13 protein-coding genes are annotated in these 16,047 nt (G+C 67.8%); 1 reads left to right on the top strand and 12 read right to left on the bottom strand.

What is annotated here, in order from left to right; all coding sequences use genetic code 11:
- Positions 1-22: 22 nt before the first annotated feature.
- The 10 genes from ACZLZQ_RS17340 to amaB form a co-directional block, all read right to left on the bottom strand.
- Positions 23-1,039: an ornithine cyclodeaminase family protein gene (locus tag ACZLZQ_RS17340; protein WP_472950434.1), complete on the bottom strand. Its 1,017-nt coding sequence runs from the start codon at positions 1,037-1,039 to the stop codon at positions 23-25.
- A complete protein-coding gene (locus ACZLZQ_RS17335; RefSeq protein WP_472950433.1) occupies positions 1,036-2,244 on the bottom strand; it encodes an LLM class flavin-dependent oxidoreductase in 1,209 nt (402 codons plus the stop codon). The genes ACZLZQ_RS17340 and ACZLZQ_RS17335 overlap by 4 nt, the downstream gene beginning before the upstream one ends.
- Positions 2,241-3,095 (bottom strand): LLM class flavin-dependent oxidoreductase, encoded by an 855-nt coding sequence (locus ACZLZQ_RS17330; protein ID WP_472950432.1) that lies wholly within the window; start codon positions 3,093-3,095, stop codon positions 2,241-2,243. The genes ACZLZQ_RS17335 and ACZLZQ_RS17330 overlap by 4 nt, the downstream gene beginning before the upstream one ends.
- Positions 3,092-4,027 (bottom strand): ABC transporter ATP-binding protein, encoded by a 936-nt coding sequence (locus ACZLZQ_RS17325; protein WP_472950431.1) that lies wholly within the window; start codon positions 4,025-4,027, stop codon positions 3,092-3,094. Before ACZLZQ_RS17325 ends, ACZLZQ_RS17330 begins: the two co-directional genes overlap by 4 nt.
- On the bottom strand, positions 4,024-4,671 hold the full coding sequence (locus ACZLZQ_RS17320; protein WP_472950430.1) for an ABC transporter permease: 648 nt from the start codon (positions 4,669-4,671) through the stop codon (positions 4,024-4,026). The genes ACZLZQ_RS17325 and ACZLZQ_RS17320 overlap by 4 nt, the downstream gene beginning before the upstream one ends.
- On the bottom strand, positions 4,668-5,291 hold the full coding sequence (locus ACZLZQ_RS17315) for an ABC transporter permease (RefSeq protein WP_472950429.1): 624 nt from the start codon (positions 5,289-5,291) through the stop codon (positions 4,668-4,670). The genes ACZLZQ_RS17320 and ACZLZQ_RS17315 overlap by 4 nt, the downstream gene beginning before the upstream one ends.
- 79 nt (positions 5,292-5,370) lie before the next feature.
- Positions 5,371-6,252, bottom strand: a complete 882-nt coding sequence (locus ACZLZQ_RS17310; protein ID WP_472950428.1) for a glycine betaine ABC transporter substrate-binding protein — start codon at positions 6,250-6,252, stop codon at positions 5,371-5,373.
- A 460-nt stretch (positions 6,253-6,712) separates the two neighbouring features.
- On the bottom strand, positions 6,713-7,561 hold the full coding sequence (locus ACZLZQ_RS17305; RefSeq protein ID WP_472950427.1) for an oxidoreductase: 849 nt from the start codon (positions 7,559-7,561) through the stop codon (positions 6,713-6,715).
- Positions 7,562-7,671: 110 nt separating this feature from the next.
- Entirely contained in the window at positions 7,672-8,889 is a 1,218-nt protein-coding gene (locus ACZLZQ_RS17300) for a pyridoxal phosphate-dependent aminotransferase (protein WP_472950426.1), read from the bottom strand.
- The gene (gene amaB, locus ACZLZQ_RS17295) at positions 8,886-10,442 is read right to left on the bottom strand and encodes an L-piperidine-6-carboxylate dehydrogenase (RefSeq protein WP_472950425.1); all 1,557 of its coding nucleotides are present in this window, start codon (positions 10,440-10,442) and stop codon (positions 8,886-8,888) included. Before amaB ends, ACZLZQ_RS17300 begins: the two co-directional genes overlap by 4 nt.
- Before the next feature lie 135 nt (positions 10,443-10,577).
- On the opposite strand from amaB, the gene ACZLZQ_RS17290 reads away from it, so the two are divergent.
- Positions 10,578-11,453 (top strand): LysR family transcriptional regulator, encoded by an 876-nt coding sequence (locus ACZLZQ_RS17290; protein WP_472950424.1) that lies wholly within the window; start codon positions 10,578-10,580, stop codon positions 11,451-11,453.
- 34 nt (positions 11,454-11,487) lie between these two features.
- Here the strand turns inward: ACZLZQ_RS17290 and ACZLZQ_RS17285 are convergent, their stop codons facing one another.
- Positions 11,488-14,445, bottom strand: coding sequence for an FAD-binding and (Fe-S)-binding domain-containing protein (locus ACZLZQ_RS17285; protein WP_472950423.1), 2,958 nt, complete (start codon positions 14,443-14,445; stop codon positions 11,488-11,490).
- Between the two features lie 4 nt (positions 14,446-14,449).
- The gene (gene hglS, locus ACZLZQ_RS17280; RefSeq protein ID WP_472950422.1) at positions 14,450-15,844 is read right to left on the bottom strand and encodes a 2-oxoadipate dioxygenase/decarboxylase HglS; all 1,395 of its coding nucleotides are present in this window, start codon (positions 15,842-15,844) and stop codon (positions 14,450-14,452) included.
- Positions 15,845-16,047: the final 203 nt, after the last annotated feature.

Here is a 16,047-nt window from a genome sequence, read left to right as displayed (position 1 = left end):
CGCATCGGCACGGCTCGCTGCCTCAGGCGAACCGCAACCTTGTCCCGATGCCGGCCGTCCCAGCTTTCTGCAGGATCGCCGCGCCAAGGGCGATGTCGCTGAGCGACAGCCCGCGATGCCAGAACAGAATGGTCTCGTCGTCGCTTTCGCGTCCGGGTTTCAGGCTGGCGATGATCTGCCCGAGCTCGGCATGCAAAGTTTCCGCCGAGAGCTTGCCGGCCTCGACATGGGCGCGCAGCGATCCGAATTTGCCGCCCTTGCACTGGCCCCAGTCGTCGACCACGAGCTTCGACATGATGTCGGTCAGCGACAGCTCCACCGCGCTCATCGTGCCGTAGGGCACCACCAGTGCGCCCGGCTTGATCCATTCGGTGAGGAGCAAGGGTTCCGGCACGGGTAAACGGGACGCCTCGACGACGATGTCCGCGCCTTCGATGCAGCTCCGCCAGTCCGTGGTCACGATAACGGGCTTGCCGAGATCGCGCTCGAGCTTGGCGGCAAACGCCTCGCGGCTTTCCGGGCGGCGGGAATGGATGCGGATCTCGTCGAAGTCGAACTCGTGGTCGAGCAGCCGCACGTTCCAGTAGGCGGTACCGCGCGCGCCGATGTGCCCCAGCACCTTCGAGCCCTTGCGGGCGAGATGCCGCGCGCCGAGCGCAGTGACGGCGCCGGTGCGCATGTCGGTAATTGCGGTGGCATCGAGGATCGCCTTCGGCGCGCCGGTGCGGGGATCGAAGAGGTTGAGGACGCCGAACTCCGACGGCAGGTTCTGCTTGTAGTTGTCGACGAAGTCGCCGACGACCTTCACCCCGGCGAGGCCAAGCGGCGCGACGTAGCCGCGCAGCACGTTGAAGTGGCCATGAAAGGCTGGATCCGGCTCGAGGTGGACGCGCGGCTCGATCACCGTCTCGCCGCGCCCTTGCGCCCCGAGGCCTGCCTCCACGGCGGAGAGGATCTCCGCATCGGTCAGCTTCAAAGCCTCGATGTCGAGGGCGTTGAGGTAGTCGATGTAGATCGGATCGTGAGCGGTATCGGTCATGCGGGATGTCCTCGGGGGGAAGGCGGGGTGGGGAGGCCGAGGCGCTGGCGCAGACTGCCGCCGTCGGATTGCTCGGAGACGAGGCCGCGGCGGCGGAGTTCGGGCAGGACGAGCCGCACGAAATCCTCGAGGCCGCCGGGGAAGAACGGCGCCATCACGTTGAAGCCGTCGGCGGCGCCGGCCTCGAAACGCTCCTGCATCGCGTCGGCGATATCCTCGGGCGTGCCGATCACCTGCCAGTGGCCGCGCGCGCCGGCGAACTGGCGGGCAAGGTCGCGGATCGACAGGCCGTCGCGGCGGGCGAGATCGACCATCAGCTGCTGCCGGCTCTGAATGCCGGCATTGGCGGGCATGTCGGGCAGTGGTCCGTCGAGGGAGTGCTCCTGGAGATCGGGCAGGCTGAGATAGCTCGCCAGCAGCGCGACACCGACGGCATCGGGGATCAGTCGCTGCAGCGTGTCGTATTTCGCCCGGGCCGCCTCGCGTGTCTCGGCAACGTAAGGGCAGACGCCGGGCATGACGATGAGATCGGCATCCTGGCGGCCGAAACGCGGCAGGAGATCCTTCAAGGCGCGAAGGCCGTTGCGGGATTCGTCGAGGGTCTGTGCCGCGGTGAACACGACTTCCGCGGTGCGGGCGGCCAGCGCCCGCCCGGCCTCGGAGGCGCCGGCCTGGACGATCAGCGGCAGTTCGATTCCCCTGGCCGTCCAGTAGCCCATCGCCGCGTCGATGACGCTTTCCGCCCGGGCGTAGCGTTCGGCCGGGGGGCGCAGGCTAGAGCCGAAGTTGGCCGCCTCGAGTTCGCTCGCCGAGGTCACGAGGTTCCAGCCGCCGCGACCGCCGCTGACATGCTGCAGCGTGCCGAGCGAACGGGCGAGGGTGTCAGGCTCGTTGTAGCTGGTGGAGGCGGTCGAGACGAGGCCGATGCGGCGTGTCTGGGGCGCCAGCGCCGCCAGCAGGCTGAGTGGCTCGAACGTCGTCGACCGCGCCGCCTGCGAGGCGATCTCGGAATTGCGCTCGCGGATCGCCGCCGCGTCCTCGAGGAAGAGGAGGTCGAAGCCGGCATTTTCCGCCAGCCGCGCCATCGCGGCGAAATGCGGCAGATCGATCCCGGCACGGGCCTCCGCATCCGGATGCCGCCACGAGGCGATGTGGTGGCCACCGGCCATCAGGAAGGCGCCGAGCTTCATGCGGCGAACGGTCATCGGCGGCTCCCGGCAGGGGGCGTCCGCCGCTTGACCAAGCCGAGCCGGGCGCGGAGCGTCATCGCCTCATCAGTGCCGCCGAGCCTGTCGCTTGACGAGAGGAAGCTCCGTATAGAAGACGCCGATCCTTCCAGCAGCAGCCCGTCAGCCCCGCCGGACGGGGAGGGTGCGGGGCCTGCCTGTGCGATTGGCCAGACTTCGAGCAGGCGCACCGCCGCCCGGTCTCGTCCGGCCTCGGTCAGCTTGGCTTCGATCCTGGTGGCGTCGATCCCGTCCTGTCCGGTCCGGAAGACGATCACGTCGGCATGGCCTGTCGCGAGCCTCAGCGTTTTCGGGCAAGGCTCGATGACGACGAGCGGACTCCCCTGCGGCGAGGGGTTCACGTTGAGCGGTCCCCGGACGGAAAAGCGCGGCCCTTCATGACCGAGCACCTGCATCTTCGCCGGATCGAAGACCCGGCCTGCCGCCTTGTCGTAGGCGAAGGCGTCCGGCGCCCAGCTCTGCCAGAGAGCGGCGACCACGGTGAGATACTCCGCATCGTCTTCGGTCAGGCCCTGGACCGCCCAACCGGAGCGACCCGCGGCGAGGAGATCGAGCGAGGCGAAGCGGCGGGCGAGATTGTAGGGCCGGTGGCTGCCGGGATCGGCAGCGGCGATGATGCCGATGCGCTTTGTCTCGCCGGCCAAAGCCGAGGCGAGCATCGTCTCGTCGAGATCCGAGGGCGTGTGGCCGCTCAGCTGGATGAAATCCACACCGCGGGCCTCCGCCATCAGCATGAGATCGCGAAGCTCGGCAAAAGGGGTTTCCGTGCCGGCGTTGATCGACAGGGCAAGGATGGGGACAGGGGTCACAGGGCGAAGATCGCGTCGCGCGTCAGGCGGCCGACGGGTGTCCCGTCAATGTCGACGACCGCAAGCTCGCTCGCGTTCGCACCGACCATCAGCGCCAGCGCATCGCGCAGGTTCGCCGTGCTGGCCACTGCACTGGCGCCCGCCGGCGCCATCTCCGAAGGCGCCATCGCCTGGGCGACCGTGAATAGCCCGAGGCGCCTGATGGCGCGGTCAATGCCGACGAAGCTCTCGACGAAGGCATCGGCGGGCCGCGACAGAACCGCGTCGGGCGTATCGTACTGGACGATCCGCCCCGCCCGCATCAGCGCGATCCGGTCGCCAAGGCGGATCGCCTCGTCGAGATCGTGGGTGACCAGCACGACGGTCTTCTTCACGCGCTGCAGGATCTGGCGGAACTCGTCCTGCAGCCGCGCGCGGGCGATAGGGTCCAGCGCGCCGAAAGGCTCGTCCATCAAGAGCACCGGCGGGTCGACCGCCAGCGCCCGGGCGACGCCGACCCGCTGGCGCTGGCCCCCGGACAATTGCCGGGGATAGCGGTCGCGCATTGCCGCCGGATCGAGGCCGACGAGGTGCAGCAGTTCCTCGATGCGCGGCCGGATCCGGGTCTCGGTCCAGCCGAGCAGGCGCGGCACGGCGGCGATGTTCTCGCCGATGGTCATGTGTGGGAACAGGCCGACCTGCTGGATGACGTAGCCGATGCCGCGCCGCAAGGTGACGGGATCGACCGCCGCGATGTCGCGGCCGGCAACGCGGATGCTGCCGGCGTTCGGGTCGATCAGCCGGTTGATCATGCGCATCGTGGTGGTCTTGCCGCAGCCGGACGGGCCGATCAGCGCGACCGTCTCGCCCTCGGCGACCTCGAGCGAGAGATCGTCCACCGCGGCGCCGCTTGTTCCCTCGAAGCGCTTGAAGACATGGCTCATCTGGATCATGCGGTGGCACTTTCGGGAAAGAAGGTCTTCTCGATCCGGCCGAGGATCAGCTCGGAGCCGAGCGCCAGGATCGCGATCGGTACCGCGCCGACGAGGAGGCGCGACATGTCCATCATGCCGATGCCGACCGCGATGAAGTCGCCGAGCCCGCCGCCGCCGATGAAGGGGGCGAGCGTCGCGCCGGCCAGCACCTGCACCGATGCCGTCCGTGCGCCGGCGAACATGGCGGGCGCCGCCAGAGGAAGCCGGATGCGGCGCAGCATTTCGTTCTCGGTCATGCCCATGCCGGTCGCCGCCTCGACCGCATCCGGGTCGACATCGCGCAGGCCAACGAAGGTGTTGATCAGGATCGGCGGCAAGGCGAGTACGATCAGCGCCACCACGGTCGGCCACAGACCGATGCCGATCAGCGGCATCATGAGGGCAAGGATGGCAAGGCTCGGCACCGTGCGCAGCGCGTTGACGGCGTTGACCACGGGCACGGCGAGCTTGCGGTGGCGGATGATGAGGATCGCCAGCGGAAAGCCGATGGCGAGCGCGACCAGCATCGCGACCGAGGACATTACGAGATGGCGGCCGAGCGCCTGGCCGAACGTGTCGGGGTGCTCCCAGATCCAGGCGAAGGCGGCGGTGACGATGGTCATGCGGGCCGCCAGCGGGACAGGAGTTTCTCCCCGCGCCCGAGGATCATGTCCATGCCCGTTGCGAGCGCTGCGGTGAGGAGGGCGCCAACGAGGATCTTCTCGATATGGTCCTGGTCGAGGCCGGTGAGGATAATGGTGCCGAGACCGCCGCCATCGATAAAGGCGGCGACCGTCGCGATGCCGATCACCGTGACGAGGGCGATGCGCAGGCCCGATACGATGAGCGGCAGGGCCAGCGGCAGCTCGATCCGCAGCAGGCGCTGGGTCCGGCTGTAGCCCATGCCGTCCGCGGCATCGAGCACCTCGGCCGGCACGCCGCGCAGGCCCGTGACGACATTGCGCAGAAGGATCAGCAGGCAATAGGAGGAGAGGCCGGTGATCGCCGGCGCGGCGCCGAGGCCCATGATCGGGATCAGCAGCGCAAACAGAGCAAGGCTCGGGATGACGAAGATGATCCCGGTGATCGTCAGCACGAGCGCGTAGAGCCTCGGCCGCCGGGCGCAGACGATGCCGAGCGCCAGCGCGATCGCAAAGCCGATCGCAACGGAGGAGAAGGACAGGACGAGATGCTCCCAGAGCGCCTCGAGGATTTCCGGAATGTGACGGGGTGCCCAGGTCAAACGCGCGCAGTCCGAGAGAATTCGGCGCGGGATCGATCCCGCGCCGCCAAGGGAGCCAGTGAATCCGGCCGGCGCATAGCTAGAGGCCGTTCGCCTCGAGGAAAGCCGCGGCGACGTCGGCCGGCTCCTCCTTGTCGCGATCGACGCGGGCGTTCAGCTCGCGAACATTGTCGGTGGTCAGCAGCGGGCTGATCTTGTTCAGCACTTCGGCGATCTTCGGATTGGCGGCGAGCGCATCCTGCCGAACGACGGGAACGAGGAAGTAGGGCGGGAAGAGCTTCTTGTCGTCGTCGAGCACGGCAAGCTTTCCGTCGGCGATCTGCCAGTCGGTGGCGAAGCCGTAGCCGACATCGATGTCCTTGTTCTCCAGCGCCTTATAGCGGATGCCGAGCTTGGCGAAGATGCGGAAATCCTTGAACTCGATGCCGTAGACCCGCTTCAGGCCGGGCAGGCCGTCGGCCCGGTCGCCGAAGCCGCCCTCGGCGCCGAAGCTCAGCTCCTTCGAGGCGGGACCGAGATCCGAAAGCGTCTTCAGCTTGTACTTTTCGGCGGTCTCGGGGAGCGTCAGGATGGCATAGCCATTGTTGAGCTTGGTCGGGTCCAACAGGGTCAGCTTCAGGTTCTTCTCGTAGAAGTCCTTGACCTGGTTGTAGATCGTCGTCTCGTCACCCTGGAGGTCGCCCTTCACAACGGCCGCCAGCGCCGTCCCGGTATATTCGGGGTAGAGGTCGATCTCGCCGTTCACCAGCGCCGAATGCGCGATCAGCGTGGCGCCAAGGTTCAGCCGGCGCTCCACCTCGATGCCGGCCTTCTCCAGCGCCAGCGCATAGATCTCGGCCACCACGAACTGCTCGGTGAAGTTCTTGCTGCCGACCTTGACCGGCGCGGCGGTGGCGTTTCCTGCAACCGCCAGCGAGAAGGCGGCGGCGAGGCCGGCGAACAGCAGTGATCTGAGCTTCATGTCTCGACTTTCGTGGAATGCGCGACGGCGATGGCCAATGGCAGACTAAGCGATCGAGGAGCGGGTTTCCCGCATCTCGTTTCCTTATTCGGTGCGCGGTGGGGAATGGAATGCTCTTTAAGGCCTGATCTGCTGGGTGTTGCCCTCGCAAGAGCAGCCGGGCTCCTATGCCGGCCGGCTGGTCGTCGCCTTAACTCGGCGCCGACCATTTCTGCTCTGGCGAGCGGCAAACGCGCGGGCCTGCGCAGATCTGGTGAAGGCGTTTCGGTTCGAGGCCTGCAGTGTGATGCCTGTTACCGCCAACTAGGTCCTTGCGTCTCCCCGGAGACCGCAAACCCGATTTTGCGCGCTCCATCGAGACGGGCGGGAACAGCTCACCGGTGGCTGCGCCGGCGCCGGTTCTGAAGTGCAGGCGTCAGAAAAAATGGGCGCTGAAAAGGCAGCCCCCGACTCCCCGCCGTCACCCCTTCTTTTGGTGCTCGGGATAGTCGGCGCCGAGCGTCGTGTCCTTCCACGCGTCGAAGTTCGCCCGCATCGTGTCGAGCTTCTTGTAGGCGAGCTCCAATGCGGGCGCGCCGAGGAGAAGCCGAAGCGGCGGCTCGGCGGCCTCGACGGCTGCGATGACCGCCTCGGCACCGCGGACGGGATCGCCCGCCTGGTTGCCGGAGCGCTCCCTCGTCTGCGTCCGCCGGACGCCGGCCGTCTCGTTGTAGTCGGCGATCCGGGTCGGCGACTCGACGATCGAGCGGCCCGCCCAGTCGGTGCGGAACGGTCCGGGCTCGACCAGCGTCACGTGGATGCCGAGCGGGGCAGTCTCCACCGCAAGGGACTCGGACAGTCCCTCCACCGCGAACTTGGTCGCATGATAATATCCCGTCGCCGCGAAGCCGACGAGGCCGCCGATCGAGGAGAAGTTCACGATGTGACCGCTGCGCCGGGCGCGCATTCCGGGGAGCACTGCCTTGATGAGGTCGATCAGTCCGAAGACGTTGGTCTCGAACTGCTGTCGCACCTGGTCGTCCTGGCCTTCTTCGATCGCCGAGACGTAGCCGTAACCGGCATTGTTGACGAGAACGTCGATCCGCCCGAAACGCGCCTCGGCCGCCTGCACGGCCGCCTCGACCATGGCCTTGTCGGTGACATCCAGCGCGAGGGCCAGAACCTTGTCCTCGAGTCCCTCGACGAGGTCCTGGATTTTGCCGATGTCGCGCGCGGTCGCGACGACCTGATGCCCGCCCGCGACGGCTGCTTTCGTCAGTTCCCGGCCAAAGCCCGTCGAACAGCCCGTGATGAACCATACCTTCGACATCGCGATCGCCTTTCTTCGCCTTCACAGGGAAGCGGAGCTAGGGCGTTCGCGCCGTTCGGTAACCGGTCGACGGCGAGAATGGCGGAGCAGCGGCAGGCGACGGCGCGAAGCTACCCGAGCGCGGCGCAGGCCTCTGCGATGCGCCCGCAGGCCTCCCGCAGCTCCGCCTCGGACGTCGCGTAGGAGATGCGGAAATACGGGGCGAGGCCGAAGCAGGATCCCGGCACCACGGCAACCTTCGCCTCGTCCATGAGGTAGCGGCCGAAATCGGTGTCGCTCTCGATACGCTCGCCTTTCGGCGTCGTCTTGCCGATCATCCCGGCACAGCTGGCGAAGGTGTAGAAGGCTCCCTCGGGCGTCCGGCAGGTGATGCCCTCAATGGCGTTCAGGGCTGCTACGACGAGGTCGCGGCGCTTCTGGAAGTCCTGCGCCCGCGCGAGGACGATGTCCTGTGGGCCGGTCAGCGCCTCGACCGCCGCCGCCTGGCTGATCGAGGAGGGGCAGGAGGTCGACTGGCTCTGGATCACCGCCATCGCCTTGACGAGCGGCTCGGGCCCCGCGCCATAGCCGATCCGCCAGCCGGTCATCGCATAGGCCTTGGAGACGCCGTTGACGGTGAGGGTCCGATCCCGGAGCCGCGGCTCGACGGCGGCGAGGGTCGCGAAGGCAAAACCGTCGTAGACGATGTGCTCGTACATGTCGTCGGACATCGCCCAGACGTGGGGATGGCGCAACAGGACGTCGGCGAGGCCCCGGAGGTGGTCGGCCCCATAGGCGGCGCCCGAGGGATTGGACGGCGAATTGAGAAGCAGCCACCGCGTCTTCGGGGTGATCGCCGCCTCGAGCGCTGCGGGCGTCAGCCGGAAGCCGTCGGCCTCCTGGCATGGCAGCACCACCGGGACGCCGCCGGCGATCGCGACGATGTCGGCATAGCTTGTCCAGAACGGCGCGGGGATGATGACCTCGTCGCCGGCGTCGAGCGTCGCCATGAAGGCGTTGTAGAGGATCTGCTTGGCGCCGGTGCCGCAGGTAATTTCAGACAGCGCGTAGTCGAGGCCGTTGTCGCGCTGGAATTTCAGGCGGACCGCGGCCTTCAGCTGGGGCGAGCCGTCGAGGGCGGTGTATTTGGTCTGGCCATCCCGCATCGCGCGGACAGCCGCTTCCTTGATGTGCTCGGGCGTGTCGAAGTCCGGCTCGCCCGCGCCGAGGATGATCATCGGCTCGCCGGCGCGCTGACGCGCGCCGGCCTCGGCAGTGATCTTCAGGATCTCGGAGACGCCGATCGCGCCGATCCGGCTTGCCGGACTAAAGCCTGACGCGGTGCTCATGCGGTAGCCGAGCCCGTATCGTCGTCACCGCCGATGTCGAAGGTGACGCCCTGCGCCAGCGGCATCCGGTAGCCGTAGTTGATGGCGTTCGTCTGCCGGCGCATATAGGCTTTCCAAGCGTCCGATCCGCTCTCGCGGCCGCCGCCGGTCTCCTTCTCGCCGCCGAAAGCCCCGCCGATTTCGGCCCCGGATGGGCCCATGTTGACGTTGGCAATGCCGCAATCGGCGCCGACAGCCGACAGGAAACGATCTGCCTCGCGCATGTCGGTGGTGAAGATCGATGCGGAGAGGCCCTGCGGCACGCCGTTCTGCAGCGCGATCGCCTCTTCGAGGCTGCGGTACTTCACGACGTAGAGGATCGGCGCGAAGGTTTCGTCGAGCATCGGGCCGGTCTGCGCAGGCATTTCGACGAGGGCGGGACGCACGTAGAACGCCTCGGGGGCAAGGCCCTCGGTGACCCGTCCGCCTTCATGCACGGCGCCGCCGGCGACGCGCGCTGCCTCCAGCGCCTTCTCCATGCCCCGGAAGCTGGCCTCCTCGAACAGCGGTCCAACCAGCACGTCGCCCTCGAGCGGATTGCCGATCGAGACGGTCGAGTAGACCTTCTTCAGGCGCGAGACGAGGGTGTCGTAAATGCTCTCGTGGACGATCAGGCGGCGCAGCGACGTGCAGCGCTGGCCCGCCGTGCCGACCGCGCCGAAAGCGATGGCGCGCAGAGCAAGGTCGAGGTCGGCGGAGGGCGCGACGATGGTCGCGTTGTTGCCGCCGAGCTCCAGGATAGCACGGCCGAAACGGGCGGCGACCCGCTGCCCGACGATGCGGCCCATGGCGGTCGAACCGGTAGCGGAGAGAACCGGCACGCGGCCGTCATCCACAAGTGCGCCGCCGACATCGCGGCCGCCGATCATGAGAACGCTGAGGTGCTCGGGCGCCTCCTCGAAGCCGGCGATGACGCGCTGGGTCAGTGCCTGGACGGCGAGCGCCGTCAGCGGCGTCTTTTCCGAGGGCTTCCAGACCACGGCATCGCCGCAGACGAAGGCGAGCGCGGCATTCCAGCTCCAGACCGCGACCGGGAAGTTGAAGGCCGAGATGACGCCGACGACGCCGGCCGGATGCCACTGCTCCTGAAGGCGGTGGTCGGGCCGCTCGGAGCCCATGGTCAGGCCGTAGAGCTGGCGCGACAGGCCGACGGCGAAGTCGCAGATGTCGATCATCTCCTGGACCTCGCCGAGGCCCTCGGACGGCACCTTGCCGACCTCGATGGTGACGAGGCGCCCGAGATCGTCCTTGGCCGCCCGCAGCGCCTCGCCCAGCAGCCGCACGAACTCGCCGCGCCGCGGCGCGGGGACAGTGCGCCACTGCAGGAACGCGTCGTGGGCCTTCGCGACGAGGTCCGAAGCCTCCGCCGGCGTCGTGTCGCGGATCTCGGCCACGGTCGCGCCGGTAAGGGGCGAGCGAACCGCCCGCGTGCCGCCCTTGTGCCGCGTCAGATCGACACCCAGCGTGTTCAGGAGGCCGGCGACTTCGTCGGCGAGGCGCTGCGGATGAGCCATGTGTTCGTCCTTGCACAGTTGACATGTTCGGACTGTCGGTATCTCCCGTTGGCTCTCGGGCTGCAAGGGACGCTCTGTTGTACCCCCATGCCAATTTGGAATGGCGAGGAATGAATGGGTCTTTCGCGCAGTCTGATGCCTTCGCTCCAGGAGTTGACGACGTTCGAGGCAGCCGCGCGTCATGGCAATTTCACCATGGCCGCCGATGAGCTGGCCTTGACCCAGAGCGCCGTCAGCAAGCAGGTTCGTCAGCTCGAAGAGACCCTCGGGGTGGTCCTGTTCGACCGCACCAAGGGGCGCGTGACACTGACGCGGCTCGGCGAGCGCTACATGCGGTCGGCGCGGCGCATTCTGCGGGAATACGAGACCGAGACGCATTCGATCATCGCGGCGGCCGGCAGCGAGTCCGCGCTCCGGCTGGCGGTGCTGCCGACCTTCGCCTCGCGGTGGCTGATCCCCCGCCTGCCCGAGTTTCTGGCTGAACATCCTGACGTCACCGTCATGGTGTCGACCGAACCCGAGCCCTTCGACTTTTCCGAAAAGGTGGTGGACGTCGCGATCCACTATGGCGCGCCGAACTGGCCGCATGGCGAGACGGTCTATCTCTGCCATGAAAGCATCGTGGCGGTCTCCAGCCCTGCCTATGTTGAGGCGCGGGGCCTTCGGAAGGCCGGCGATCTCGCGGGGGCGACGCTGCTGCAGCAGGCGTCGCGGCCCAGCCTCTGGCAGGAGTGGTTCCATGCCTGCGGGGCGGACCATCCCCATCCCTACCGTGGCCCGCTGTTCGACCAGTTCGCGATGACCAGCCAAGCGGCAGCGGCGGGGATGGGCGTGGCGCTCGTGCCGACGTTCCTCGTCGAGCAGGAGCTTGCCAGTGGCCAGCTCGTGGCGCTCGAAGAGCCTTCCTACAAGGGCAATGGCGCCTATTACGTGGTGACCCCGCTCCAGGTGCAGCATGCGCCGCTGGTGGCGGCTTTCGTCACGTGGATCAGGCGGGAGGCCGGGCGCTGAACCTTGCGAGGTCGGCGCCTGTCGCGGCCAATCTCTAATTTTCGCTTTCCAGCGCCTGCAGCAGGATTTCGACGGGATGGGGTGGCCGCCGTCCCGTCAGGCGATGGGTCTGGCAGCGACAGGAAAAGCCGCTCGCCGCCACCGATCCTTCCGGCAGGCTGTCCAGCGGCGCGCGCCAGCTCATGTCGAAGAGCTTTTCCGACATCTCGGCATGCTCGCGCTCATGGCCGAACAGTCCCGACATCCCGCAACATCCCGTCCGCGCCACTGTGAGGCCAAGGCCGAAGGCGGCGAAGACCGTTTCCCAGCGCCCGGCCGCCTGCGGCATCGCGGTCTTCTCGGTACAGTGGAGGAACAGGCTGTAGCTGCGGGGCGCCGACGCCCGCCGAACGGACAGGCTGTTCTTGTCGAGCGCGCGGGCCAGGAACTCGTCCAGCGTCACCACCGGCAGATCGATCGCTTTCTCTTTTGGGTTCCGGTATTCAGAACGGCCCATCAGCGTCGTCACCGCGTCGAGGCCGACGACGGCAACGCCCGTTGCGGCAAGGCTTGCGTGGAGCGCGCGGGCGCGGTTTGCCGTCGACGCGAACCGCTGGAGGAAGCCGAGGACGTGCAGCGCCTTACCGTTTGGCAGAAGCGGCGCGACGTGGACGGCGTAGCCCAGCTGCTGCAGCAGGCGCTGCGCCGCCAGCGGCACCGCGGTGTCGAAGGCGGAGGTGAAGGTATCGGGCAGGAGGATGACCGTGCGGGCCTTTTCCGTGTCGGGCAGCGCCGACAGCGCCGCGGTGTCGATGCGGCCTGTCCGGAAAGGCGTGCTGGAAAAGGCCGGCAGGTCGACGAGCCCGATGGCCTTCAGCGCGCTGCGTCCTGGCCGGGACGAGGCCAGGGCATTGGCAAACCTTGGCCAGCGCATTGCCAGCGGCGCCACTTGCTCCAGGCTGGCGGTGAGATGGTCGCGCAAGGCGCGCCGGTGGGTGCGGTGGAAGACTTCGAGGAAGCGCGACTTCATCGAGGGGATGTCGACCTGAACCGGACACTGGGTCACGCAGGCCTTGCAGGAAAGGCAGTTGGAGAGGGAGGCATGCACGGCCTGCTCGATCTCGGCAAGGCCGGGATCGGACGATCCGTCCCCGGCCAGACTGCGCCGTCTTGCCCACTCGCGCAGCAGCGTCGCACGGCCTTTCGGGGATTGCGTCCGGTCGCGCGTCGCCTTGAAGGAGGGGCACATCGCCTCGTCCGCATCCCAGCTGAAGCAGACACCGTTGCCGTTGCAGGCGAGCGCGCGCTCGTAGCCATCGGCGTGTTCGGGCCGGATCGTCGCGTCGACGGCGCCGCGCAGCGGCACGGTGTCGATTGCCTGCACCGGCACCCCGCCAAGGCTCGTCGTCAGCTTGCCGGGGTTGAGGATGTTCTCTGGATCGAACGCCGTCTTGATCCGGCAGAGTTCCGCATAGAGCACCGGCCCGAAGAAGAACGGCGAGTATTCGCCGCGGTACCCGCGCCCATGCTCCCCCCAGAGGAGGCCGCCATAGTCGCGGGTGAGACGCGCAACCTCGTCGGAGATCGGCCGGACCAGTGCCGCGTCGTCGGGGTCCTTCATGTCGAGGAGCGGCCGCACATGCAGGCAGCCGACGTCGGCATGCCCGTACATGCCGTAGGCCAGGCCGTGCCGGTCGAGGAGAGCCCGGAAGGCGCGCACGAAGTCCGGCAGTCTGTCAGGCGGCACGGCCGCATCTTCGACGAAAGCCGTGCCTTGCCGGCGTCCGGGCACCTTGCCGAGAAGACCAACCGACTTTTCGCGCAAGGTCCAGAGCTGTGCGATGAGGCCGGGACCGGAGATCAGCTTCCAGTCGACGACGGAGGGCTCCAACGCTTGCGCCAGCACCGCCTCGAGCGCCGCCAGCTGCGATGCGATGGCCGCCTCGCTCTCCCCGACGAACTCGACGAAGTTCATGCCCTTCACGTCGTCGTCGCGATCGCCGCCGAGCACCTGGCCGATGCCGGCCCAGACGATGTCCTGGCGGGCCAGCGCGATGACGTTCTCGTCCAGGAATTCCACCGCCAGCGGATCGGCCTCGAGAAGCCGCCCGACGTCGGACAGCGCCGCGTCGACGCTCGCATAGCGGATGACGGCAAGGGCGCGGTGCGCAGGCTTCGGCAGCACCCGAAGCGTGACGGACTTGGTCAGCGCCAGCGTTCCCTCCGACCCCGCCAGCAAGCGGTGGAGCGAGAAGTTGCCGTCAGCATCCAGCGTCCGCTGCAAATTGTAGCCGGTCAGCCCCCGGTTCATGCGGGGAAAGATCCGGGCGATTTCGTCCGCCTGCTCGGTCACGACGCGGCGAACCTCGGCGCAGGCGCGGCCGGCAAGGCTGTCTTCCCCGCAGAGGGCATCGAGCCGGGCGGGCGACAGCGGCTCGACCCGGAAGTCCGATCCATCCGCCAGCACGACGTCCATCGCCTCGATATAATCCGACGTCCGGCCATAGACCCGCGAGCCCTTGCCGGAGGCGTCCGTCGCAACCATTCCGCCGATGGTCGCGCGCGTCGCCGTCGACACCGTCGGCGGGAAGAACAGGCCGTGCGGGCCGAGGAAGCGGTTCAGTTGGTCGAGGACGACGCCCGGTTCCACGGTCACCGTGAGGCCGGCCGCGTCGAGCGACAGGATGCGTGTCAAATGGCGCGACGTGTCGATGACGATCCCCGCCGTCAACGACTGCCCGTTCGTGCCGGTGCCGCCGCCGCGCGCGGTCAGCGGCAGTGGGCCGCCTTCGGCGCGGGCCGCCAGCGCGACGGCCATGTTCAGGTCGTCACCCGTCCGCGGAAACAGGACCGCGGCGGGCAGGACCTGGTAGATGCTGTTGTCGGTGGCCGAGACGAGGCGGCTGGCGGTATCCCGGCCGACTTCGCCGGCAAACCCCTGATTCTGCAGGCGCGTGAGGTAGAGATCGACCGGCGCGGCGTCCGGTCGCGCGCGAAAGGCGGGCGCGTTCATCGCGTCACGCGCGGATTTTCTGTTCCAGGCTGGCAAGCGCGCTGTCCCGGGAACGGGCTTCCATCTCGGCATAGAGCGTGGTCTCGTCGGCGACCGACGCGCCGAGGTCGTCGATGAAGGCGGCCCGGTTGGCCTGCGCTGCAAAATTGCGCTGGGACTCGTCGCCGAGGTTGGACTGGAAGATGCCGGCAGCGCTCACCGGCAGGAAATCCTCGTAGGTAATCGGTTCTGCCGTGAGAAAACCCTCGGCGATCAGCGTTTCGGTGTCGCGATCTCTCGGGACACCCGGCTTGCCGGTGGGGAGGTAGCGGAAGAAGGCGAGCTCCTCGCGGCGCAGCGTCCCCTCGTCGTCGGGGAAAGCCTCGAAGGCCCGGGAAAGAGCCAGCATGTAGTCGGCGGCATTGCTGCCGTCACCCTTGACCTGCACCGCATCGCGGACCTCGGCGAGCAGGCGATCGTAGAGGTCGCGGCCTTTCGGCGTCAGGGCGATGCCGCGCTGCTCGACCTCGCCGAAGCGGGCGGTGTGGGTTCCCTGCGCGAGGCTCGCGTCGTCGCCTGCCGTGAAGGCGACCGGCTCTTCCAGGGCCTTAAAGCTCGTCTGCCGCAGGAGGATCGGCACGCGGCGGGGCGGAGGGCCCTCGATCACGGCTTTTGGCGAGATGCCGTGCGCCGGCATGCGATCCTGCACGGCGTCGATGTCGAGGGTTCGCGGCGTCAGATGGTTGATATGCGGCCCCTTGAAGCAGACAACATCCGCCAGCAGCGGGTGCGCGGCCCGCAGTCGCTGGTAGACGTCGACGGGGACCGTGGCCTCGCTGTGCCAGCGGAAGGTTTCGAGCGCCTCCGCCACGAACTGTTCGGCTTCCTCTGGGGTCAGGCCGCCCTTTGCCTCGGCGGTGTCGATGAGGCCGAGGCAGCCCGGGGTGAAGATCTGACGCTCGGCCAAAATGGCTGCGGCTTCCGCCCGGAGGGCTTCGTCCTTGATGAGGTCGAGGCGAAGCAGCGAGGTGAAGACCCGGAAGGGATTGCGGCGCAGCGACTCCGCCTCGACCGGACGGAAGGCGGTGGAGTGCACCGGCACGCCCGCCACGGAAAGGTCGTAGTAGCCGACGGGGACCATGCCCATGACGGCGAACAGGCGCCGCATGGTCGAGAGTTCCTGAGGCGTGCCGAGCCGGATGGCACCATGGCGCTCGAGATCGAGACGCTCGACCTCGCCATTGTCGACGAGCCGCTGGTCGAGGACGCGGTCGGCGTGCCGCGTGTCGGTGTTGACCGCCGCCACGAGCGTCATCAGCGTGCCGTACTGCGGGACCTCCGTCCGGTACATGTCCGACATGGCCTTCGAAAACCGGATGCGGATATCGTCGGCGGACGTGAAACGGGAAAGCGTTGGCATGGGAAGATACTCCGGTCCTCGATCACATGCAGTCTAGGACGGAAGGCGGCCCGGTTTGAGCGACGACTGTTCATCAGCCCATTCCAATCTGGAATGATAACGCCCGTTGATCGGAGACGAATCTCAGAACGCCTTTAGGCGGCCGCCGGAGGGTGAGCGGATTTCCGCAGCGGTTGCGCTGCCCTGATCTCGGCCAGAGACGA

Source organism: Mesocryomonas lacus (assembly GCF_055730105.2).
This window is presented reverse-complemented; position numbering and strand designations above follow the sequence as displayed.

Coding starts and splice junctions, on each gene's coding strand:
- ACZLZQ_RS17305 (WP_472950427.1), bottom strand. CDS start 7,561: ATGTCGAAGGTATGGTTCATCACGGGCTGTTCGACGGGCTTTGGCCGG.
- amaB (WP_472950425.1), bottom strand. CDS start 10,442: ATGGCTCATCCGCAGCGCCTCGCCGACGAAGTCGCCGGCCTCCTGAAC.
- ACZLZQ_RS17290 (WP_472950424.1), top strand. CDS start 10,578: ATGCCTTCGCTCCAGGAGTTGACGACGTTCGAGGCAGCCGCGCGTCAT.
- ACZLZQ_RS17320 (WP_472950430.1), bottom strand. CDS start 4,671: ATGACCATCGTCACCGCCGCCTTCGCCTGGATCTGGGAGCACCCCGAC.
- ACZLZQ_RS17335 (WP_472950433.1), bottom strand. CDS start 2,244: ATGACCGTTCGCCGCATGAAGCTCGGCGCCTTCCTGATGGCCGGTGGC.
- ACZLZQ_RS17300 (WP_472950426.1), bottom strand. CDS start 8,889: ATGAGCACCGCGTCAGGCTTTAGTCCGGCAAGCCGGATCGGCGCGATC.
- hglS (WP_472950422.1), bottom strand. CDS start 15,844: ATGCCAACGCTTTCCCGTTTCACGTCCGCCGACGATATCCGCATCCGG.
- ACZLZQ_RS17310 (WP_472950428.1), bottom strand. CDS start 6,252: ATGAAGCTCAGATCACTGCTGTTCGCCGGCCTCGCCGCCGCCTTCTCG.
- ACZLZQ_RS17325 (WP_472950431.1), bottom strand. CDS start 4,027: ATGATCCAGATGAGCCATGTCTTCAAGCGCTTCGAGGGAACAAGCGGC.
- ACZLZQ_RS17340 (WP_472950434.1), bottom strand. CDS start 1,039: ATGACCGATACCGCTCACGATCCGATCTACATCGACTACCTCAACGCC.
- ACZLZQ_RS17285 (WP_472950423.1), bottom strand. CDS start 14,445: ATGAACGCGCCCGCCTTTCGCGCGCGACCGGACGCCGCGCCGGTCGAT.